Annotated in this window: 20 protein-coding genes; 12 read left to right on the top strand and 8 right to left on the bottom strand. The window is 39.1% G+C overall.

What is annotated here, in order from left to right; genetic code table 11:
* Positions 1–34: 34 nt before the first annotated feature.
* The gene (locus PL8927_RS03650; RefSeq protein WP_083617707.1) at positions 35–334 is read right to left on the bottom strand and encodes a hypothetical protein; all 300 of its coding nucleotides are present in this window, start codon (positions 332–334) and stop codon (positions 35–37) included.
* Between the two features lie 570 nt (positions 335–904).
* Here PL8927_RS03650 and PL8927_RS03645 point away from each other — a divergent pair.
* The 3 genes from PL8927_RS03645 (at position 905) to PL8927_RS03635 (ending at position 6,178) form a co-directional block, all read left to right on the top strand.
* The gene (locus PL8927_RS03645) at positions 905–3,139 is read left to right on the top strand and encodes a PP2C family protein-serine/threonine phosphatase (RefSeq protein ID WP_083617705.1); all 2,235 of its coding nucleotides are present in this window, start codon (positions 905–907) and stop codon (positions 3,137–3,139) included.
* A gap of 112 nt (positions 3,140–3,251) precedes the next feature.
* Positions 3,252–5,495, top strand: coding sequence for a cation:proton antiporter domain-containing protein (locus PL8927_RS03640; protein ID WP_083617703.1), 2,244 nt, complete (start codon positions 3,252–3,254; stop codon positions 5,493–5,495).
* Between the two features lie 41 nt (positions 5,496–5,536).
* Complete coding sequence (locus tag PL8927_RS03635) at positions 5,537–6,178, top strand: Uma2 family endonuclease (protein WP_083617701.1); 642 nt, start codon at positions 5,537–5,539, stop codon at positions 6,176–6,178.
* Positions 6,179–6,314: 136 nt separating this feature from the next.
* On the opposite strand, the gene PL8927_RS03630 is transcribed toward PL8927_RS03635, so the two are convergent.
* The gene (locus PL8927_RS03630; RefSeq protein WP_331281792.1) at positions 6,315–6,662 is read right to left on the bottom strand and encodes a DUF433 domain-containing protein; all 348 of its coding nucleotides are present in this window, start codon (positions 6,660–6,662) and stop codon (positions 6,315–6,317) included.
* Positions 6,663–6,748: 86 nt separating this feature from the next.
* Between PL8927_RS03630 and PL8927_RS03625 the strand changes: the two genes are divergently transcribed.
* From PL8927_RS03625 to PL8927_RS03610, 4 genes are all read left to right on the top strand, one after another.
* The gene (locus PL8927_RS03625; RefSeq protein ID WP_331281791.1) at positions 6,749–7,477 is read left to right on the top strand and encodes a Uma2 family endonuclease; all 729 of its coding nucleotides are present in this window, start codon (positions 6,749–6,751) and stop codon (positions 7,475–7,477) included.
* A gap of 252 nt (positions 7,478–7,729) precedes the next feature.
* A complete protein-coding gene (locus PL8927_RS03620; protein WP_083617699.1) occupies positions 7,730–9,301 on the top strand; it encodes an McrB family protein in 1,572 nt (523 codons plus the stop codon).
* Positions 9,288–10,481 carry an McrC family protein gene (locus tag PL8927_RS03615; RefSeq protein ID WP_083617697.1) on the top strand — a complete coding sequence of 398 codons (1,194 nt, stop codon included), beginning with the start codon at positions 9,288–9,290 and terminating at the stop codon, positions 10,479–10,481. The genes PL8927_RS03620 and PL8927_RS03615 overlap by 14 nt, the downstream gene beginning before the upstream one ends.
* A gap of 8 nt (positions 10,482–10,489) precedes the next feature.
* Positions 10,490–10,846 (top strand): helix-turn-helix domain-containing protein, encoded by a 357-nt coding sequence (locus tag PL8927_RS03610; protein ID WP_083617695.1) that lies wholly within the window; start codon positions 10,490–10,492, stop codon positions 10,844–10,846.
* 2 nt (positions 10,847–10,848) lie between these two features.
* Here PL8927_RS03610 and mnmE read toward each other — a convergent pair whose 3' ends face one another.
* A complete protein-coding gene (gene mnmE, locus PL8927_RS03605) occupies positions 10,849–12,258 on the bottom strand; it encodes a tRNA uridine-5-carboxymethylaminomethyl(34) synthesis GTPase MnmE (protein WP_083617693.1) in 1,410 nt (469 codons plus the stop codon).
* A gap of 108 nt (positions 12,259–12,366) precedes the next feature.
* The gene (locus tag PL8927_RS03600) at positions 12,367–13,185 is read right to left on the bottom strand and encodes a squalene/phytoene synthase family protein (protein WP_083617690.1); all 819 of its coding nucleotides are present in this window, start codon (positions 13,183–13,185) and stop codon (positions 12,367–12,369) included.
* Between the two features lie 167 nt (positions 13,186–13,352).
* Between PL8927_RS03600 and PL8927_RS03595 the strand changes: the two genes are divergently transcribed.
* From PL8927_RS03595 to PL8927_RS03575, 5 genes are all read left to right on the top strand, one after another.
* Positions 13,353–14,507, top strand: a complete 1,155-nt coding sequence (locus tag PL8927_RS03595) for an ABC transporter ATP-binding protein (protein ID WP_083617688.1) — start codon at positions 13,353–13,355, stop codon at positions 14,505–14,507.
* A 143-nt stretch (positions 14,508–14,650) separates the two neighbouring features.
* Positions 14,651–15,610: a protochlorophyllide reductase gene (locus PL8927_RS03590; protein ID WP_083617686.1), complete on the top strand. Its 960-nt coding sequence runs from the start codon at positions 14,651–14,653 to the stop codon at positions 15,608–15,610.
* Between the two features lie 303 nt (positions 15,611–15,913).
* Complete coding sequence (locus tag PL8927_RS03585) at positions 15,914–17,308, top strand: NACHT domain-containing protein (protein WP_083617684.1); 1,395 nt, start codon at positions 15,914–15,916, stop codon at positions 17,306–17,308.
* A 103-nt stretch (positions 17,309–17,411) separates the two neighbouring features.
* The gene (locus PL8927_RS03580) at positions 17,412–17,828 is read left to right on the top strand and encodes a XisH family protein (RefSeq protein WP_083617682.1); all 417 of its coding nucleotides are present in this window, start codon (positions 17,412–17,414) and stop codon (positions 17,826–17,828) included.
* On the top strand, positions 17,819–18,151 hold the full coding sequence (locus tag PL8927_RS03575) for a XisI protein (protein WP_083617680.1): 333 nt from the start codon (positions 17,819–17,821) through the stop codon (positions 18,149–18,151). Before PL8927_RS03580 ends, PL8927_RS03575 begins: the two co-directional genes overlap by 10 nt.
* A 74-nt stretch (positions 18,152–18,225) precedes the next feature.
* Here the strand turns inward: PL8927_RS03575 and PL8927_RS03570 are convergent, their stop codons facing one another.
* The 4 genes from PL8927_RS03570 to PL8927_RS03555 all read right to left on the bottom strand — a co-directional run.
* Entirely contained in the window at positions 18,226–18,669 is a 444-nt protein-coding gene (locus PL8927_RS03570; RefSeq protein WP_083617678.1) for a DUF29 domain-containing protein, read from the bottom strand.
* Positions 18,670–18,691: 22 nt separating this feature from the next.
* Positions 18,692–19,507: an acyl-ACP--UDP-N-acetylglucosamine O-acyltransferase gene (lpxA, locus tag PL8927_RS03565; protein ID WP_083617802.1), complete on the bottom strand. Its 816-nt coding sequence runs from the start codon at positions 19,505–19,507 to the stop codon at positions 18,692–18,694.
* A 41-nt stretch (positions 19,508–19,548) separates the two neighbouring features.
* Entirely contained in the window at positions 19,549–20,046 is a 498-nt protein-coding gene (gene fabZ, locus PL8927_RS03560) for a 3-hydroxyacyl-ACP dehydratase FabZ (RefSeq protein ID WP_083617676.1), read from the bottom strand.
* A gap of 200 nt (positions 20,047–20,246) precedes the next feature.
* On the bottom strand, positions 20,247–20,381 hold a 135-nt coding region (locus PL8927_RS03555; RefSeq protein WP_197047301.1), incomplete at its 5' end, for a UDP-3-O-acyl-N-acetylglucosamine deacetylase.

The raw sequence follows: 20,381 nt of genomic DNA, 5'->3' as shown, positions 1-20,381 counted from the left end.
TAAGTCGGGTGTCCTTGTTCACCAACAGTCAATACTAAACCGGATGATCGGGATCAAATATCGAAACATCTGGTTTAGGAGTGGGTGTAGGAGGTTGTTTTTTCGATCGCTGACGTTGTAAAAATTGTTTCATTGAAAGTTGGCGGTTCGTCATAAACCGATTCCAAGAACCCGGAAAAAACTGATCCATCGTTTCAATTAATGCCCAAACCTCTAAATTAATCATTTGGTAGTAGTGACCGTGAGACTGTTTGAGTTGAGTCAGCCGTTCATTAATCTCCAAATAAGGTAACAATTCAGGGTCATCGGACGGATTAGGTGGAGAATTACTCATGAGGTGAGCATCCTTACCGGACAGAGGAACACTTAATTTGACACTCTCGGCGCGTTTACGCGCGGAGATTCTTAATTCAGCGACTGACCTTTAAGCACCGGATCTCTTTCGAGCAATACTCAAAACAACCGCCCACCTTGGGGATTTCAACCCTCTCTATCTTAATCCAAAGCCGATGCTCAAAGCACGGGGTTTTAGACCCAAATTCTCGATAAACAGTCAACCCGATGGTGATGCTCAAACGCTACAATAGTTCAGATTACATGATGTTGATTGCCAATCGGTGCTAATTTTTTAGAGTGAGTGATAATTCTTAGAATGGGGCATCTATTGGACATCTGTTGTAATTCTCTGTTGTCACCTCGTGCCGATGGGGTATAGAGGAACCCTGAATCTGTTGGATAATAATCTATAACAGGAAACTCAATCGGTGTTGTAGCTTAGAAAGATGATGATTCAGAATCAAGACCCGCTTAAGAGCGTGTTGATCAAAAGCCAACCTCATCGAGGTAGACCCTCCTAATTTTAAATGATTACCGTTGAGTGGCAACAGAGGCGTGAGGAACCCAAATGCAAAATGCTGTGGCAAAACACTATCTGTGGGCTGTAGGTGAAGGGATCGAAGCTTTGCCTTCGGGAACGCTGATCGCAGATCGCTACCTGCTCAAAAGCAGCAAAATTGTGGTTGATACTCGACCCGAACTGCTGCCGGAAATACCAAGCGAGATTTCTGATCAAATTGCCCCCTATCTCAAATTATTTTCTTATCGGTTGCATATTCCGCAGGTGTATGGAGTTGTCTCCCCGGTTAAAGGGGCGAAGAATAAATCCATTATCCTGTTAGAAAAAGGGCCAATTGCGCCGCATGGCGAAACCTTGATGCCCACGTTAACAGCCTTGTGGTCTGATGCGAGTGCGATGCGTCAACTCAATTGGCTTTGGCAAATGGCTCAACTTTGGCAACCCTTTAGCCGTCAAGCTGTCGCTTCGAGTTTGCTTGATGCGGATTTGTTGCGGGTTCAGGGGCCGTTTGTGCGCTTGTTGCAACTCAACTTAGATGGACACAATATTTCTCTGGCGCAGTTGGGTTATTTTTGGCAGCAGTGGGTTCCGACCGCACACCCTCGAATTCAAAAATTCCTCCGACAACTGACTCATCAAATGACCGCCGGAGAGTTACGCACCTCAACCCAACTGATCCAACAATTGGATCAAGCCCTCTCCATTTGTGGGCGAGTTTATAGTCGTCGGATTGAGATTGCCACGGGTACGGATGCTGGCCCGACTCGTTCCCATAATGAAGATGCTTGTTATCCCAATGGAACACCACCGATACGAGTTCCCCTAACAGAACCCGCGCTGGCTGTTGTCTGTGATGGCATTGGCGGACAGGAAGGCGGAGAAGTGGCATCTTCGATGGCGATTGAGGTTTTACGTCAGCAGGTGGAACAAATGCCCCTGCATCAAGCCAATTGGGACCCTTTATCTTTAGTCCCCAAATTAAAACGGGCAACTTGCATCGCTAATGATGTGATTTGTCAACGCAATGATGATGAAAATCGTCAAGGTCGGGAACGCATGGGAACAACGCTGGTGATGGCGTTGGCTCATGTTCATGAAATTTATTTAACTCATTTAGGAGATAGTCGCGCCTATTGGATTAGTTCCAGTGGTTGTCATCAAGTGACGGTGGATGATGATGTCGCTTCTCGACAGGTGCGTTTAGGTTGCGCTCTCTATCGAGATGCGTTACAACAGGGCGCTTCTGGGGCGTTAATTCAAGCGTTAGGGATTACTTCATCGGTAACGCTGCATCCGACGGTACAGCGTTTTCCCCTGGATGAAGATTGTGTATTTTTATTATGTTCTGATGGGTTAAGCGATCGCGATCGGGTTGAACAATATTGGGAAACGGAAATTTTACCCGTACTGCATCGAGAAGTGGATTTAGCAACGGTTCGTGATCGTCTAATTGAGATTGCTAATACTCAGAATGGTCATGATAATGTCACGATTGCTTTATTGTATATTGAAGTTACTCCCAAGGAGGATGCCGATACTCCAAAAGAAGTCTCTGTTGCTCCCATAATCCCATTGAAAGATGAGTTAGGAGATGATTCTTCAGATACAAATGATGCTGAAGATTCATCAATGGAAACGGAAATTGCTCGCCCTCGACCTGTCAAACCCGCCGTTAAGAAGATTTGGTTTTTATCCTTGGGAATTGCTGTTTTATTAGGAATTTCAGGAGCTTTGCTCTATGGGTTAGGTTTGTTTAACAAAAAGCCGGAAGCACAACCAATAGCCACATCCACCAATAGCCCTTCCCCTTCTCCCACGTCAACGCCAACGCCAACGCCAATCCCTTCCCCCACCAGTACCTTAAAGTTACAATCCTTAATTCAACTGGGAACCCCTTCGGTCAATTCAACACCGATTATTCTCTTCAAAGAATTTGGGAAAATCCCCATCAAGGGAACTGTCCCACTGGGAACGGTATTTCAGATTCAGGAAAAACAGTCTACTCCTAAAGCGGGAAACTGGGTTGAAGTCAAAATTTGCTCGACTCCCACCCCGACTCCCCCAGATGAACAAGCGGCGAATGGGGAGTCCCCTGAGCCTGATTCAACAGCTTTACCTTCCAACCCGTCAGAACCTTTGGATCTTACGAACATCCCACCCCTAGAAACGGGAGATGTGGGTTGGTTGCGGGAAGAGGATGTTAATAGCCGTATGATTCCTAACTTTACCCCCGTTGGTAAACAAAAAGGACAGTGTACATTATCAGTAAACAGTAATCCGTGAAAAGTTGACTGTTGACTGTTGACTGTTGACTGTTGACTGTTGACTGTTGACTGTTGACTGTTGACTGTTGACTGTTCTCTTTTCCCTGTTCTCTTTTCCCTGTTTACTCATTATGGCAACTGAACCCAAATTTATATTAGATTTAGTCACCGCTTTAGGGTCAGCTACAGTGGGGGGGTTTTTAGCAAATCGTTTGCGCCAACCTGTGCTACTCGGTTACTTATTAAGCGGTTTAATTATTGGGCCCTTTGGTTTAAAGTTAATTAAAGATGTCCCTCAAATTCAGTCTTTAGCACAGGTGGGGGTGGCTTTTTTGCTATTTGCTCTAGGCGTAGAATTTTCTATTGCTGAACTGAAACGAGTTAAAGATATTGCCCTCAAAGGAAGTTTACTACAAATTGGTTTAACAACGGGTGTAATTGCTCTAATTTCCTTAACATTAGGATGGGCAAAAACACCGATAGAAGGAATATTTTTAGGGTTTTTATTATCCTTATCTTCTACCGCAGTTGTTCTGAAAACCTTAACAGAAAGAGGAGAAACGAATACAACTCATGGTCAAGTCATGTTAGCAATTTTAATTGCTCAAGATTTGGCATTAGGGTTAATGTTAGCCATTCTTCCAGCGTTAAGTGAATCAGGATCAGCGTTAGGAATAGCACTATTACAAGCAGGTTTGAAAGGCGTTATTTTTATTGCCTTTGCTATTTTTGCCGGAATTTGGTTAGTGCCTCCGTTAATGAAAACCATTGCAGCAACGGAAAGTTCAGAGTTGTTTTTATTGGCGGTAATTGCTTTCTGTTTGGGCGTGGCATTACTCACAGATGCTTTGGGATTATCAATTGAAATGGGGGCGTTTATTGCCGGGTTAATGATTGCTGAAATTGACTATTCTGATCAAGCGTTAGCGAAAATTTTACCCTTAAGGGATACCTTTGCGAGTTTATTTTTTGTTTCCATTGGAATGTTAATTGAACCCTTGGTTATTTTTAATAATTTTGCTCTAATTATTGCTTTAGTATTAACGGTAATGTTAGGAAAAGCATTAATTGTAGCCCCGATTATTTTAGGGTTTGGCTATTCCTTTAAAACCGCTATTATTGCGAGTTTAGGATTAAATCAAATTGGGGAATTTTCCTTTGTTTTAGCTCAAGAAGGCTTAGATTTAGGGATTTTAGGAGAGAAAAAATATTTGTTAATTATTGGAACAACGGCAATTACATTAGTCTTAACTCCGGTATTATTAAAAGCTGCGCCTCAGTTAGCGGATAAAATCGCCACTTTACCCGGAATTGGTAATTATTTAAAGAAATTTCGAGATGTTAAAGCGATCGCCCTTCCCGAAACCTTACAAAATCATGTGGTTGTAGCCGGGTATGGACGGGTCGGACAAGTGTTAGTGAATATGTTAAGAAATCAGGGACAAACGGTATTAGTCATTGAAAATAGCGAAGCAGCAATTCAAAAATTAAGATTGCAACAAATTCCTTATATTTTTGGCGATGCAGATTCAGAATTAGTCTTAGAAAAAGTTCATTTAGAACGCGCTTTAGCCTTAGCGATCGCCCTTCCTGATCCTGCTAGTACCCGAATATTATTACAAAGAGCATTATCCCTCGCCCCGGATTTAAAAATTGTAGTTCGTGCCCATGAAAATACAGAAGTAGAAATTTTAGCGCAATTAGGGGCGTGGGAAGTGGTACAACCGGAATTTGAAGCCGCCTTAGAAATAGGGGCAAATGTGTTAGCTGTATTAGGAAAAAATACCGATATTATTCAATCAGTCATTCGCTCAATTCGTACCGGACGTTATCGCAGTGTTCTACCCGAAAAAGTCACGAATTTAGAATTAAGAGCGTTACAAGAAGTAAGGGAGAATTTAAACACCAATTGGGTCGGAATTCACCCCGATTCTCCTTTAGTGGGATTAACCTTAGCAAAGGCGAATATTCGTCATCTAACCGGGGTAACAATTATGGAAATTGAACGGGAAAACGAAAAGTTAAATTATCCGACGGCGGACACTCAATTTCAGGTCAATGATCGGGTATTAGCTGTAGGTTCAAAGGATGAAATTGATCTGTTTAAAACTTTAATGGGTCAAGCGTCTTGGTTAAGTCGAGAAACCATTCGTTGGGTTCCGTTGGAAGAAACATCTCCTTTAGTTGGTTTATTGTTAACTCCTGAAGAATTAACGGATAATTCAACCGGAATTATTGCTATTAGAAGACAAGGAAACCTTTATAAATCTGTCAATAAATCCTTGAAGTTAAAAGAGGGGGATGTTTTATTATTACAAACTTCCTTAGAAGAAGTGGAGAAATTTATGCAGGAGCGCTCAGTCAGTTCTGTTTAAATTTGTTAAAATAAAAGCGATCGCTGATCAATAATATCCTTATGAGTCCTATTCAAACTTTACTCCTGACCGATACCTGGGTAACAGCAACCTGGGAAGAATACCTCGCTGCATTAGATAATCCCGCCTATTCTAACGCCAGAGGTTACTATTTTAATGGACGCATGAGGTTAGAAATGTCACCCCTTGGAAACCCCCATTCTCGTGATCACTTTATTATTTGTTTGGCTATCGGTTTATTTGCCAGTCTGCGAGGAATTGATTTAGATGGTCATGATAACTGCACCTACCGTAAAACAGGTTTTAACGAAGCACAACCCGATGCTTCTTTTTATATTGGAGTGAATGCAGAAATCATTCCTTGGGAAACGACAATTATTGATTTAGATCAGTTTCCGCCCCCAGATTTAGTCATAGAGGTTGCCTATTCTTCTTTAGCAGATGATCAAGGGGAAAAACGGTTACTTTATGAATCTTTAGGGGTACAGGAATATTGGATTATTGATGTACAAGCCGTTAAAATAATGGCGTTTAAAGTTGAAAATCTAGGAAGTTATAGAATTGAACAATCTCAAGTTTTACCGGGGTTAGAAATGGGGATATTAGAGGAAGCATTTCGTCGCAGTCGTCAAACCAATCATGGTAAAGTTAGTGCTTGGTTGTTATCGCAATTTCAGGGTTAATATAATAAAGTTTGAGACAAACAGCTATAGCAGTCCTAAATAGGTTGTAATATTTTATCGTAGGGGTGGCGTCCCTCCCAACCCTCTTGGTGCCTGGGTTGGGAGGGACGCCACCCCTACAAGTTTTTATCACAAATCATTTGGGATTGCTATATACTTCCTGTTCAGCTTTTAACTTCAACAATCTTTTGACAACAGTAGGGGGATTTTGATCATGTTCTGCTTCAGCTTGATTCGTAGCTGTTAACCAATTTTCTAAATAATCAGAAACCTGTTCTTGATTTCTAAAATAATAAAGAATAGTGGCATAAATTTGTTCTAATGTAACTGTTGTAAAATGCTTTTGAATTTCTTCAGGGGACTGATGATTATACAGATATTCATACAAAATCTGTTCAATGCTGATGCGTGTTCCTTTAATTCGGATATCATCAGAAGCAAGAACATGAAAATAATCGTGCAATTGAATCAATGATTGTATCATTTTTATTAAAGTTTATAGTTGTTTGGGATAACCTATTTTAGCTTGCAAGTGGGGGGTAATCATCATTATAACAATTTATTTAAAAAATGATTGTAGGGAAGCGATCGCTTAAACCAAAAAACTTAGTTACAATTTTGTTAAAATCAAAGCGATCGCTGATCAATAATACCCTTATGAGTCCTATTCAAACCCAACTCCTGACCGATACCTGGGTAACAGCAACCTGGGAAGAATACCTCGCTGCATTAGATAATCCCGCCTATGCTAACGCCAGAGGTTACTATTTTAATGGACGCATGAGGTTAGAAATGTCGCCCCTAGGAAACCCCCATTCTCGTGATCACGCCACCATTATCGCCGCCCTTTATCTATTTGCTGCATTGCGGAATATTGATTTAGATGCTCATGATAACTGCACCTACCGTAAAACAGGGTTTAACGAAGCCCAACCCGATGCTTCTTTTTATATTGCTGACAATGCAGAAATCATTCCTTGGGAAACCCCAATTATTGATTTAGATCAGTTTCTGTCGCCTGATTTAGTCATAGAAGTTGCCTATTCTTCTTTAGCAGATGATAAGGGCGAAAAAAGGTTACTTTATGAATCTTTGGGGGTACAAGAATATTGGATTATTGATGTACAAGCGGTTAAAGTTATTGCATTTGAGGTTAAAAATCAAGGTAGTTATAGAATTAAAAAATCTCACGTTTTACCTGGGTTACAAATGGGGATATTAGAGGAAGCATTTCGTCGTAGTCGTCAAACCAATCATGGTAAAGTTAGTGCTTGGTTGTTATCGCAATTTCAGGGTTAATATAATAAAGCTATACCCTGAACGCGCATTTCGGGCTAAAAGCTGAAGTCATCTAAAGATGACTAAACTCCGATCTTCCTTAACCCGTTTTAACGGGTTTGAGCTTTTAGCCTGAAATTGATTTCAAGGCTTTTAGCATGATTGTTTAAAGCTATAGCATGAATTACTGTTTGATGCTATACTATAATAGCATGAATGATTGACAATCTAGTGAATCATTCAGAATAGAATAATTTTAAATGTCAATAAAAAATGATTGGAAATTCTCAAGAAAATAATTTATTTTGTGCTAAAACTTTTGAATGTGTGGGATTATTAGAGAATGAAGATGATGATAGAGCCACTAAATATGCTAAATATTACCTCGAAAATATTTTTAAAACTTTTATATCTAACTTACGGTTAAACAGAATATTAAATTTATCATATTTATATGATTTTAATGTTGCAAGTTATACTTGTAAATTAACTGCATCAACTCCTGAAAATTCTGATTTAGAAGATTTTGATATTAATAATCATGCTCATATTAAAATTACACTCAATCCTGCGGGAATTAATATTACTTTCACTATTAATAATCAAGCTTATGATAAAGATCGGTTAATCAATAACGCTATAACATTATGGTATCCTGATGATCAAGAACGTCTATTTAATCTAAATTATCCAGAAAGTTTTATTTCAAAAAAGAATTTATCTTCTACTCAAAATAACCTAAAAAAATTGGTAAATTACTCTTTATATCTTAGCGATTTTTTGGACAATCTTACGGATAAATCTAGTTTTAACAATAAAGGAATCAAAATTTTTCATAAAATTGGCAAAACAGAAATTTTAGAATCATCAAATAATAGGATAATTGCACAATTTATTCGCATATTTCTTGAGTTTTTACCTTTATTAATTTTAGCTGGTTTAGATGATCCAATACCTGCTATTAATAAATACTTGAGTTATCGAGATGATTATTTTTTTTATAGCTTAGAAAACTGCTCTAATAGAATAGGAATAGATCAAACTGAACTTCAGAGATGGGTAAATAATATTAACCGCAAAGGACAAATTATTTTACAAGGGCCACCCGGAACAGGAAAAACCTTTATTGCTAAAAAATTAGCTAAACATTTCACTAGAGGTAGAGATGGTTTTTCAGAAATCATTCAATTTCATCCATCTTATAGTTATGAAGATTTTATTCAAGGGATACGTCCTCGGAGTACAAACGGACAATTAACTTATGATCTCGTCCCTGGTCGATTTTTAGAATTTTGTAAAAAAGCTGAATCTTATAAAGATACTTGTGTTTTGATTATTGATGAAATTAATCGGGCAAATTTATCAAATGTGTTTGGAGAATTAATGTATTTATTAGAATATCGAGATCAAGAAATCAATTTAGCGGGTAGTCAGGAACCCTTTAAGATTCCTGAAAATGTTAGAATTATTGGAACCATGAACACCGCAGATCGTTCTATTGCGTTAGTGGATCATGCGTTGCGTCGTCGTTTTGCTTTTATTAAAATTGCTCCAAATTATAATATTTTAAAACGTTATCATGAAGACGATGAAATCAACTTTTCGATAGATCAACTCATTCAAGTTCTTCAAGATATTAACACAATGATTAATGATCCGAATTATGAAATCGGGATATCTTTCTTTATGATACCTAATATTGAGGATAATATTCAAGATATCTGGGAAATGGAAATCGAACCCTATTTAGAAGAATATTTTTATAATGCGATGGATAAAATAGAGGAATTTCGTTGGGATAAAGTTAAACTTAAACTGGGTTTAAATACTGATGAAAATAATTGAACTGATAGAACATCAATCTAAATTCTTTAAACCAGAGGAATTAGAAGAAGCGATCGCAGATCTCATCTATCATAATTATTCTAAATATATTGAGATTGAGTATCCATCCCCGAAAACCCAGAAACAATATAAACTTACCGCTAAAAGTTATGTGGGTTTTATTCCCTTAACCCCTGATATTCAGATTTTGCTAAAACCCAAAGTTCCTATTGCTAATTTATTTAGGATGTTGGAATATACCTATAATTTAAAAAGTTTTCAACTCCTAGACGGATCAGTTCATTGTGAAACTATTCCTGAATTTTATAATCGATTAGCTGATATTTTAACACAAAAAATATTAGAACAAAGTCGAAAAGGATTTTATCGAGCTTATGTTAAAAATACTGAACTTTTACCTTATGTTCGGGGAAAGGTTGATTTTCAATATCAGTTTAAACATCCTGGGAAAGTTAAACTCAATTGCCAATATAATCAGTATACGGCTGATATTGAAGAGAATCAAATCTTGTTATGGACATTATATATTATTGGTCGCAGTGGGTTATGTTCAGAGCAGCTATCAACAACCGTTAGAAAAGCCTATCATACCTTACAAGGTTTAGCGACTCAACGACCGTTTAAGGGGGATAATTGTATTAATAGATCTTATAATCGCTTAAATCAAGATTATCAGACTTTACACAGTTTATGTCGATTTTTCTTAGATCATTGTGGGGTAGCGCATCAAATCGGAAATTATCAGATGTTTCCTTTTTTAGTTAGAACTGATATACTCTATGAAAGATTTGTTTATGCTTGGTTAAAGTTTCATCTTCCCGGTAATTTTGAAATTAAAGCTCAAGAAATTGTTGATTTTTGTAAAATTATAGAATCTCAGATTGATTTAGTTATTTATGATAAAAATACAAAGCAAGTTATCTTTATTCTTGATACTAAATATAAAATTCCTGATTCCAAACCATCCAACTCAGACATTTATCAAGCGATCGCCTATGCTACTTTAAAAAAGAGTCAAAATGCTATTTTAGTTTATCCAAAACCTTTAAATCAACCGCTAAATTGTCTAGTTCCTAATAGTTCAATCCGTTTACAGAGTCTCACTTTTTCTTTAGAAGATGATTTAGAACAGTCTGGTCAAAGGTTTCTAAAAGCATTGTTCAATAACATAATTCAATAATTCATAAAATGCTACCTAATTTGATTAATACAGAAGCAGAAAATGACCAATTTTTAACGATTGTAGAAGACTTGTTAGCTTGTCCTAGTCTAACTCCTGAACAGGAGATATTGCTAGAACTTTTAGTTAAATTAATTGAAGATTTTGAAGAAAAACATTATGGGTTGAATGCTTCAACTCCACAGTCGCGGTTACTTCATTTAATGGAAGCTCAAGGGGTTTTGGAGGAGGATTTAATTTTAATATTTGGCTCAAGAAATAATCTGGAAATAATTTTGAATCAACAACAGAATATTACTTTAAATCAAGCGATCGCATTAGGTAATTTGTTTCATGTCGAACCTAGTTTATTTCTGTCAAATTAAGACTATTTCCCAATACAAAAACGACTAAAAATCCGATCTAAAACCGATTCTGTGACTTCCTCTCCCGTGACTTCCCCTAACGCCTGAATTGCACCTCGGAGATCAATTGTCCAAAAATCAAAGGGAAGTTGATCATTAATCGTAGTTTCCACTTGTTCTAAACAAACTTTAGCACGGGTTAACGCGGCTGCTTGACGTTGATTAATCGCAAACTCTAAATTAGCAGCTTGAATATTTCCTCTCTGCACTGAATTTAATATAGCTGTTTCTAACTCTGGAATTCCTTGATTTAAAGCAGCAGCCATTTGAACAATAGCAATATTTTCTATATTTAACTGTTGAATAACGGTTAGTTTTACAGCCTCTAATTGATCTGGATTAACTTGATCTATTTTATTAATAATAACAATAAAATGACGATGTTTTACCTGTTGATAAATCTCTAAATCTGCTTCAGTTAAACCCACAATAGCATCTAAGGTTAATAAGACTAAATCAGCAGATTGGGCAGCTTGCCGCGATCGCTCGATTCCTATTTTTTCGACTTGATCTTCAGAGTGACGAATTCCGGCGGTATCTAATACTTGAATCGGGATTCCTCCCACAACTAATTGAGATTCTACCACATCACGAGTCGTGCCGGGTAAGTTGGTGACAATGGCGCGATCGCTCCGACTCCAAGCATTTAATAAACTCGATTTTCCCACATTCGGACGACCAACAATTGCTACTTTTAACCCCGTTCTTAATAATTCTCCTGTGTCAGCCGTTGCTAAAAATTGCGATAATTGTTCTAAAACTTGATGAATTTTGGCGATAATTTCAGACTCATTTAACGGCGGTAAATCTTCCTCAAAATCTACTCTGGCTTCAATTTCTGCTAAAATATCTAAACAGGTTGCTCGTAATTGTCGAATGGGATTTGCTAATTTTCCTTGTAATCCAGCTAAAGCCGTTTGTGCCGCCGCAATCGATTGAGATCCGACTAATTCCGCCACACTTTCCGCTTGGGTTAAATCTAATCTGCCATTTAAAAAAGCCCGCAGGGTAAATTCTCCCGGTTGCGCTAATCTTGCCCCTAATTCAATACATAATTGTAAGACTTGTTGAACGGCAATTATCCCCCCATGACAGTGAAATTCTACCACATCTTCACGGGTATAGGAACGGGGAGATAACATTAATAATAACAACACTTCATCAATGGTTTTTTGGGTTTGGGGATGGCGAATATACCCATATAAAATTCGGTGACTTTCCCAAGTTTGCCGTCCTGGAAAATAAAATAACTGTTTAGCAATCGATTGAGATTCTGTTCCCGACATCCGCACAATTCCCACACTTCCCTGTTGGGGTACAATAGCAGTGGCGATCGCTACAATTGTTCCTCCAGTTCCCAAAAATTCAGCCATTTTTTCCCATTAATAAAATTCAATTGATCTTTGATTTTATAACAGGAGTCAGTAGAGACGCGCCAGGGCACGTCTGTACACAGCCAACGGCCAACCGTCAACAGACACCTATTTTCCGCCACAAACCTGTTCAATTAACTGCACAACCGCACTGCGAGTCAGCTTGTCTTGACCGTCTGCTAACACATCCAAAGTCGCATGGGCCAAAGCTAGGGGAATGCGACAAAAATCCAACGCTGGGCCAGAGGGTAACGCCTCGGCGTAGGCATCCGCTAAAGCTAAATTGCGTTTAGCATAACTGTGCATTTGTTCCGATGTCCAACCTTCGGGAAAGAAATCCACCCCTCGGCTACCATCATCCCGATAATTTCGCAGAATATTAACCGCTTGTAACCCACGACCAAAACCAATGGCGTGAACTCGGTTGGTTTGAGTCCCATCATACCAAGCCCACAAATCCGACAACAACAGCCCCACAGCACCCGCCACACCAAAGGTATATTGATCTAACTCGGCTTCGGTTTCAATCCGCCAATTGCGTTCGGCCCAAAACGCCATGCGGTCAGCCATCGCCGCCGTTGCATCCCAAATTCGGGGGCCAATCCGTTCCGGGGCTAATTTGGCCCATTCTCCCACCCGTAAGGTGACTTCTTCTAAAGTTCCGGTGTGGGAAAATTCCGCAAACCATTCATCCGCAATGGTTTCTCGACACACCGCCGCTTGAAAATTTTGGCTCATCCGATGCAGCAAACGGGCTTTTGTAGCGTTATCCAAGTCGGGGTGATCTTCAACTTCATCAATCGCCCGCATACACAAATACGCAGAAGCCACCGCTTCTTGGAGTAAGGGAGGTAAACGACTAATCGGGATATAAAACGTTCGACTCGTATCTTGCAGGACGGACAAGGGATCTTTTGGCCAATTCATACACAAGTTAGCGCGTTAATCGCTGTACTTTCGCGCTCGATATTGTACACTGGAATCTGTGTAACACTCTACTAGCAATCTGGAATTCTCTAGGCTGTGCATCTTGTCAGTCCAGTCTTGATCAGATAAGCTGTAGTGAGGGTAAATCTCCGCAAAAACGTGACACTATGCTGCAAGCGGCTACGCAGAATCAAGGTGCTATTGGGGCTGAAACCAAGCTCGATGTTGAACTTCGGAAAGTGTTCAAAGTCTTTAATGGAGAAACGGCCGTTCGGGGTGTCGATCTTGATATTTGCCGAGGAGAATTTTTTAGTATTTTGGGGCCCTCCGGTTGTGGCAAAACTACAACGCTGCGATTGATTGCTGGGTTTGAAATGCCTTCGGCGGGAGAAGTCTTGATTCGGGGCCAGTCCGTTACCCAAACTCCCCCCTATCTGCGTCCGGTGAATACGGTATTTCAAAGTTATGCTCTGTTTAACCATTTGACGGTTTGGGAAAATATTGCCTTTGGACTGCGGCTCAAACGCAAAAGCAAGTCGGAAATTGAAGAAAAAGTCCGGGAAGCGTTAAGTTTAGTCAAAATGGAATCCTTTGCAAATCGTTACCCCTCTCAAATGTCAGGGGGTCAACAGCAACGGGTCGCCTTAGCCAGGGCATTAGTCAATCGCCCCGCCGTATTATTATTAGATGAACCGTTAGGAGCTTTGGATTTAAAACTGCGGAAACAAATGCAGATGGAACTCACCAACCTCCATCGCAATTTGGGTTTAACCTTTATCATGGTGACCCACGACCAAGAGGAAGCCATGAGTCTGTCAGATCGGATTGCAGTTATGCACGATGGCAGAATTGAACAAATTGGCAGTCCTAACGAGATTTATGAATATCCTCAAACGCCATTTGTGGCGGATTTTATTGGCGATACCAATCTATTTCGGGGAACGGTTGAAAGCGCCGATGCTAACCGTTTATATATTGTCACGGAAACCGGATTAAGTATTGAAATTCAACAGATTGAAATCCCTGGTATTCAACTCCCCCAACAGGATTTAAGAACAGGTGCATCGGCGGTTGTGAGTGTGCGTCCTGAGAAAGTAACATTAAGTTTTTATCCCGTTGGCGGTGCTGTGAATTGTTTTGAAGGTCGTTTATTAAATGCGATGTATTTGGGAACCCATATTCAATATGTAGTGAAATTATTATCTGGGGAAAATGTTATGGTTCGTCAACCCAAAACTGGGGAGAGTTTACCTGATAGCAATACTCCCGTTTATGTGTGTTGGGGAATAATGGATTGTTTAGCATTACCCGACCACAAATAAAACCAATTACTGGATATCGTCTTGATTTTAGCGATCGCCCTTCTCCAACTCAACTGAATATAGTGGGAATTAGATAGTGACTGAGTGTGGTAAAACATGAGATCCTAGAAAGAGTCAACGACAGTCAATTGAGTTAAAATTCTATGGCAAATCAAGCAACAGTTGTGATTACGGGAGCGTCTTCGGGTGTTGGTTTGCAAGCCGCTAGAGCCTTGGCCCAAAAGGGTTGGTATGTGGTCATGGCTTGTCGGGATATCGCCAAAACTGAACAGGCGGCTCAATCCGTGGGAATGTCCACCGACAGCTATACCATTCTTCCCATAGACTTAGGATCTTTAGCCAGTGTCAAACAGTTTGTCGCTAATTTCCGGTCTCTGGGTCGCTCCCTAGATGCCTTGGTCTGCAATGCGGCGATTTATATGCCTTTAATTAAAGAGCCCTTACGCAGTCCAGAAGGTTATGAGTTAACCGTAGCCACCAACCATTTATCCCATTTCTACCTCTGCAATGTCATGTTAGAGGATATGAAACGCTCCTCCTACCCCGATCGCAGAATGGTGATTTTGGGAACTGTTACCCACAACCCCGACGAGTTAGGAGGTAAAATTCCTCCTCGTCCCGATTTAGGAAATCTTGACGGTTTTGCACAAGGTTTCAAAGATCCGATCACGATGATTGATGGTAAAAAGTTTGAACCTGTTAAAGCTTATAAAGATAGTAAGGTTTGTAATGTTTTAACGATGCGAGAATTACATCGTCGTTATCATGATTCCACAGGAATTACCTTTACTTCTCTGTACCCAGGTTGTGTAGCAACAACGGCTTTATTCCGCAACCATTATCCCCTATTTCAAAAGATTTTTCCCCTATTTCAAAAATACATTACGGGGGGATTTGTTACTGAAGAATTATCGGGCGATCGCGTGGCAATGGTTGTGGCTGATCCTGAATATAAACAATCGGGAGTTTATTGGAGTTGGGGAAATCGTCAGAAGAAAGATCGCCAGTCTTTTGTTCAAAAAGTCTCTCCCCAAGCCAGTGATGATCAAAAGGGTGAAAAGATGTGGGATTTAAGTGCTAAATTAGTAGGATTAGCTTATTAAAACCTAAGTTTAATTGATGATTAGCCGTGCATTTTGGCACGGCTAGTAATCAATTTTTAAGCAGTTAACAATATTATTTTTCAGGATATCCCCCTAAAATTTAACAACTTTATTTTATAGGTATATACTGATTATATTTTCTGAGAACGGGTAGGTTATAGCGCTACGCATTACAGTTAGGACATTTCTAAATCTTGAAACCCTTTCACTTCTTACTGTTCCCTGTTCCCTGTTCCCTGTTCCCTGTTCCCTTTCGCGTAGCGCTATAGTGTTTTTTTGTTTTTTATATATTCTAAATCTTCAATGTCAAAATTGACTTCTTCCAGGACTCAATTGCAAAATCGTCAAAAATTACTGCTTCAGATTCAAAATGAAGTCAAGCAGTATCGCTTACAGTCGTTACATCGAGCCGTATTGACTTATTTAGCTCAGGAAACACCCCCGTTAAAAATGCGACGAACTTGGGATGTGGAGTTAAAAGTCAGTCATCATCCTAGTGTTCGTTTAACGGCTGATACGGGAATTATTCAGGTTTTTGATCGCTTAAATGGGAGATTATTAATTTTAGGTTCTCCCGGTTCAGGAAAAACCACAACCTTAGTCGGATTAGCTAAAGTATTAGTCGGTCGTGCGAGAACTGATGCTGAAGAACCCCTTCCGGTTTTATTAAATTTATTAACTTGGAAAAATCAAAATCAAGGAATCATAGATTGGATTATAGAACAGCTTCAGATTAAATATGGAATAGCTGTTTCTGTGAGTCAAGATTGGATACAACAACTTCAAATTTTACCGTTACTGGATGGATTAGATGAACTCCCGTTAAACAAACAAGTTCAATGTGTTCAACAGATTAATCAACTCTTGAATGGAGATATTTCCCCTTTACATTTAGTCATCTGTGCAAATGTTATTAGTTATCAAAAACTTCCCGAACGCTTAGATCTCAATGGTGCTATCTTCTTACGTCCTTTAACCTCCCAACAAATTCAAGATTATCTGATTAATTCTCGTAGTCGAGAACTTTGGCAAAATATTGAAACCGATGAACCCTTATTAAAATTAGCGAAAGTCCCGTTATATTTAACGATGATGACTTTAGCTTATGAAGAAATTTTAATCATGTCTTGGAAACACCTCAATTCTTTTGAGGAACAACGTCAATATTTATTTAATGCTTATATTCGTCGTCAACTCAATCAAGATATTCATCCATCAGAATATCCCCAGGGAAAAGCACCTAAAATCGAAAGTTTTAGACGGTGGTTAGGGTGGTTAGCAACTCGACTCAAAACCGATGAATTAACGGAGTTTTCAATTAAAAAAATACCGATTCATTGGTTAAATAATGATACCCAAAAACAGCGTTATAAACTAACAATAAAGTTAATTTTAGGCTTAGTTTGGGGAATTATTTTGCTGATCATTTTAGCCGGAATAATCCTGAGAGAAACTCCTATTTTAATTACGGGAATGGGACTGGGATTATTATTAGCAATTTTATTAGAAAAATCGGCTTTAAAAGAAAAAATAGAGCAGTTTGTGATCCGATGGGTTCTCTATAAAGACGGGAATATTCCTTGGAATTATCAACGATTTTTAAATGATGCTACTCGTAAATTATTTTTACAAAAAACAGGCGATCGCTATCGTTTTATTAACCGTTTGTTACAGGAGCATTTTGCTAATAAAATTTAATCTGGAAAGCCAAATTAGTTAAAGAGGTGAGGACATCATTCAGGAAATTTGCTATAAATAAAGATATCCATTAAGAACTGAGGAGATACCATCATATAAAACTATGCCTGCAAAAGATATCTTTCATGCTGTTGTCCGTTTAGCACTGGAAAAAGAAAGGTGGACGATTACTCATGATCCTCTGTATCTCAAAGTAGATGAAGACAAGCTGTACTTAGATTTAGGTGCTGAGAATAACTTATTAGGAGCAGAAAGGTATGGACAGAAAATAGCAGTAGAAATTAAAAGTTTTTTAGGTCTTTCATTGATTAATGATTTTCATGAAGCGATTGGTCAAGCTTGGAACTATAAAGTTGTCCTGGAAGAACAAGAGCCAAATAGAATTCTTTATCTAGCAGTTCCAGAAGATATTTATGAAGAGTTTTTTACTCGGCGTTTAGCTCAAATGTCAGTGACCAGAATGCAATTAAACTTGATTGTATTTAATCCCATTAAAAAGGAGATTGTAATATGGAAATAGAGAGATATAGAAAACTTATTAAATCGATTTTTGAAAAACATTCTGACTCGGCTGATGATGATCAGGAAGTAGAGACTCAAATCGCTTTCGATCTCGAACGCGATCGCTACCTGATGTTTCATCTGGGATGGCGTGGAGAAAGACGAGTTTTTGGATGTGTTATTTATATTGAAATTAAGGGGGGAAAAATTTGGATTCAACGAGATGGAACTGAGGAAGGGATAGCCAACCAATTAATTGAAGCCGGAGTCCCTAAATCTGATATTGTGCTAGGATACAGGTCGCCTTATATGCGTCAGTTTACCGAATTGACGGTGGGGTAGTTTCGAGGAAATTAAAAAGGCGATCGCTATCGTTTTATTAACCGTTTATTACAGGAACATTTTGCTAATAAAATTTAAACGGGAAACCATTCAATATTCAATAATTGGTCAAGGGTGTAGGGACTTTCTGGGGGAAAATAGACGGAATTTTGAGTTTTAATCTTCACAAATCCTAACGCATCTTGATAGATAGAATCCAATTCTAATTCTAAATAATTACGAAGATTGGTTGTAATTTTTCGTCTCAACTGAACTCTAAAGGTATAAATTTCTTCTTTCCAGTGAACTGTATTATATTCAGCTTCACTTGTCCAATATTGCAGTAATAATAAATGACGGATAATCTGTTCTAAAAGACTGGCTACCGCGTTTTTTTTCTCTCTTCCCAAGTCCTCTAATTCCTCAATTAAATTGTCTAAATCTAAATCTTCAAATTGTTGATTTTTAATCAATTTAACAGTTTCTTCTAACCATTGAACATCATCAATTTCATAGAGATATTTTAAATCTATCATCATCAATTACTCACCTCCTCATTAATTAATCTTCAGTGGTTTTGCGTTTTCCTCCCGGCGTAACTCCCCGACGTCCAGGTTCTGTTTGAGAGCAGCGAATAAACTGACGTAAATGTTCAATAGAGGGATGATCTGGTAATAAATTTAACTGTTCTAATCCCTGAGTAAAAGAATAATCAGACCGATATAATAGTCGAAAGGCTTTTTTCAATAAACCAAAATCTTCTGATGTAAATCCGGCGCGTTTTAACCCGACTAAATTAAGCGATCGCACCCGTGAAGGATTGCCTTCAACTAACATAAATGGAGGTACATCTCGATCAATCCGGGTCATTCCTCCAATCATGGCTAATTGTCCAATATGCACAAATTGATGAACTCCTAAAACCCCACTTAATCGCGCTTTTGATTCAATATAAACATGACCCGCTAACGCCACAGAATTAGCAATTACAACCTGATCTTCAATCACACAATTATGGGCAACATGAGCATAGGCCATCAATAAATTTTGATTCCCAATAATCGTAGCTTCCCCGGCATTTGTAGCGCGATTAATGGTGACATATTCCCGAATCAGGTTATCATTACCAATTTTAACTAAACTCAAAGACCCATCATATTTAAGATCTTGGGGTTCTGAACCAATCACCGCACCGGGGAAAATTTGATTGCGATCGCCGATTTCTGTGCGTCCATTAATCACAACATGGGAACTAATCACCGTGTCAGAACCGACCTTAACATATTCCCCAATCACAGCATAAGCACCAACTTGAACCGTTGGATGGAGTTCTGCACCAGGATGAATGACAGCAGTGGGGTGGATTAAGGTCGTCATAGAAATTAAAATGGGTTTAAAACCTAACAAGGTACAAGAATTTAGTCCACAAGAGAGAACATTAGTTCTCCTTCACAGGCCAGTTTACCATCGACTTCAGCGCGAGCTTGCATTTTACCAAAACGGCGTTGTTTCACGGTTAATAATACAGTGGTCATAATTAATTGATCTCCCGGAACAACCGGACGCCGAAAACGACATTTATCAATTCCTGCAAATAAAAATAGACTGCCTTTTAAATCGGGAAGTTGCGTTAAAACGACTCCTCCGACCTGCGCCATCGCTTCGACAATTAACACCCCTGGCATAATTGGACGTCCAGGGAAGTGACCTTGAAAATGGGGCTCGTTAATACTGACATTTTTAAGGCCAACGGCTTTTTGACCGGGGATATATTCAATAATTCGATCCACCAACGCAAAGGGATAGCGGTGGGGTAATAAAGTTTGAATCTCTTCAATCATCAATACTGTTTGAGCGTTCAACACAGGGGCGTCGTCCGAATCCGATGAATTTAATTTAGCGTCAGTGGTAGACATCAACAATCGTCACAATAGGGGTTAGAGCGTGATCAATATCCTGTTTGTACAGAGGGGATGGAAGCCCTGAAGGGCTTACTACTGGGGATGGAAGCCCTGAAGGGCTTACTACTGGGGATGGAAGCCCTGAAGGGCTTACTACTGGGGATGGAAGCCCTGAAGGGCTTACTACTGGGGGGATGGAAGCCCGGTCGGGCTTATTACTTTGATATTTCCTGAACCAGTTGAACATGGAGATGGTGTCCGGCTTTGTATGCTAAGTAATGAGCTTGGGGGATAAAACCCAATAAACTCAAATCCCCTACTAAGTCTAAAATTTTATGACGCACAGGTTC

The sequence above is a fragment of the Planktothrix serta PCC 8927 genome, assembly GCF_900010725.2.
GTDB classification, from domain to species: Bacteria; Cyanobacteriota; Cyanobacteriia; order Cyanobacteriales; family Microcoleaceae; genus Planktothrix; species Planktothrix serta.
Note: the sequence above shows the minus strand (reverse complement) of the source record. Positions and strands in the feature narration are given on the sequence as shown.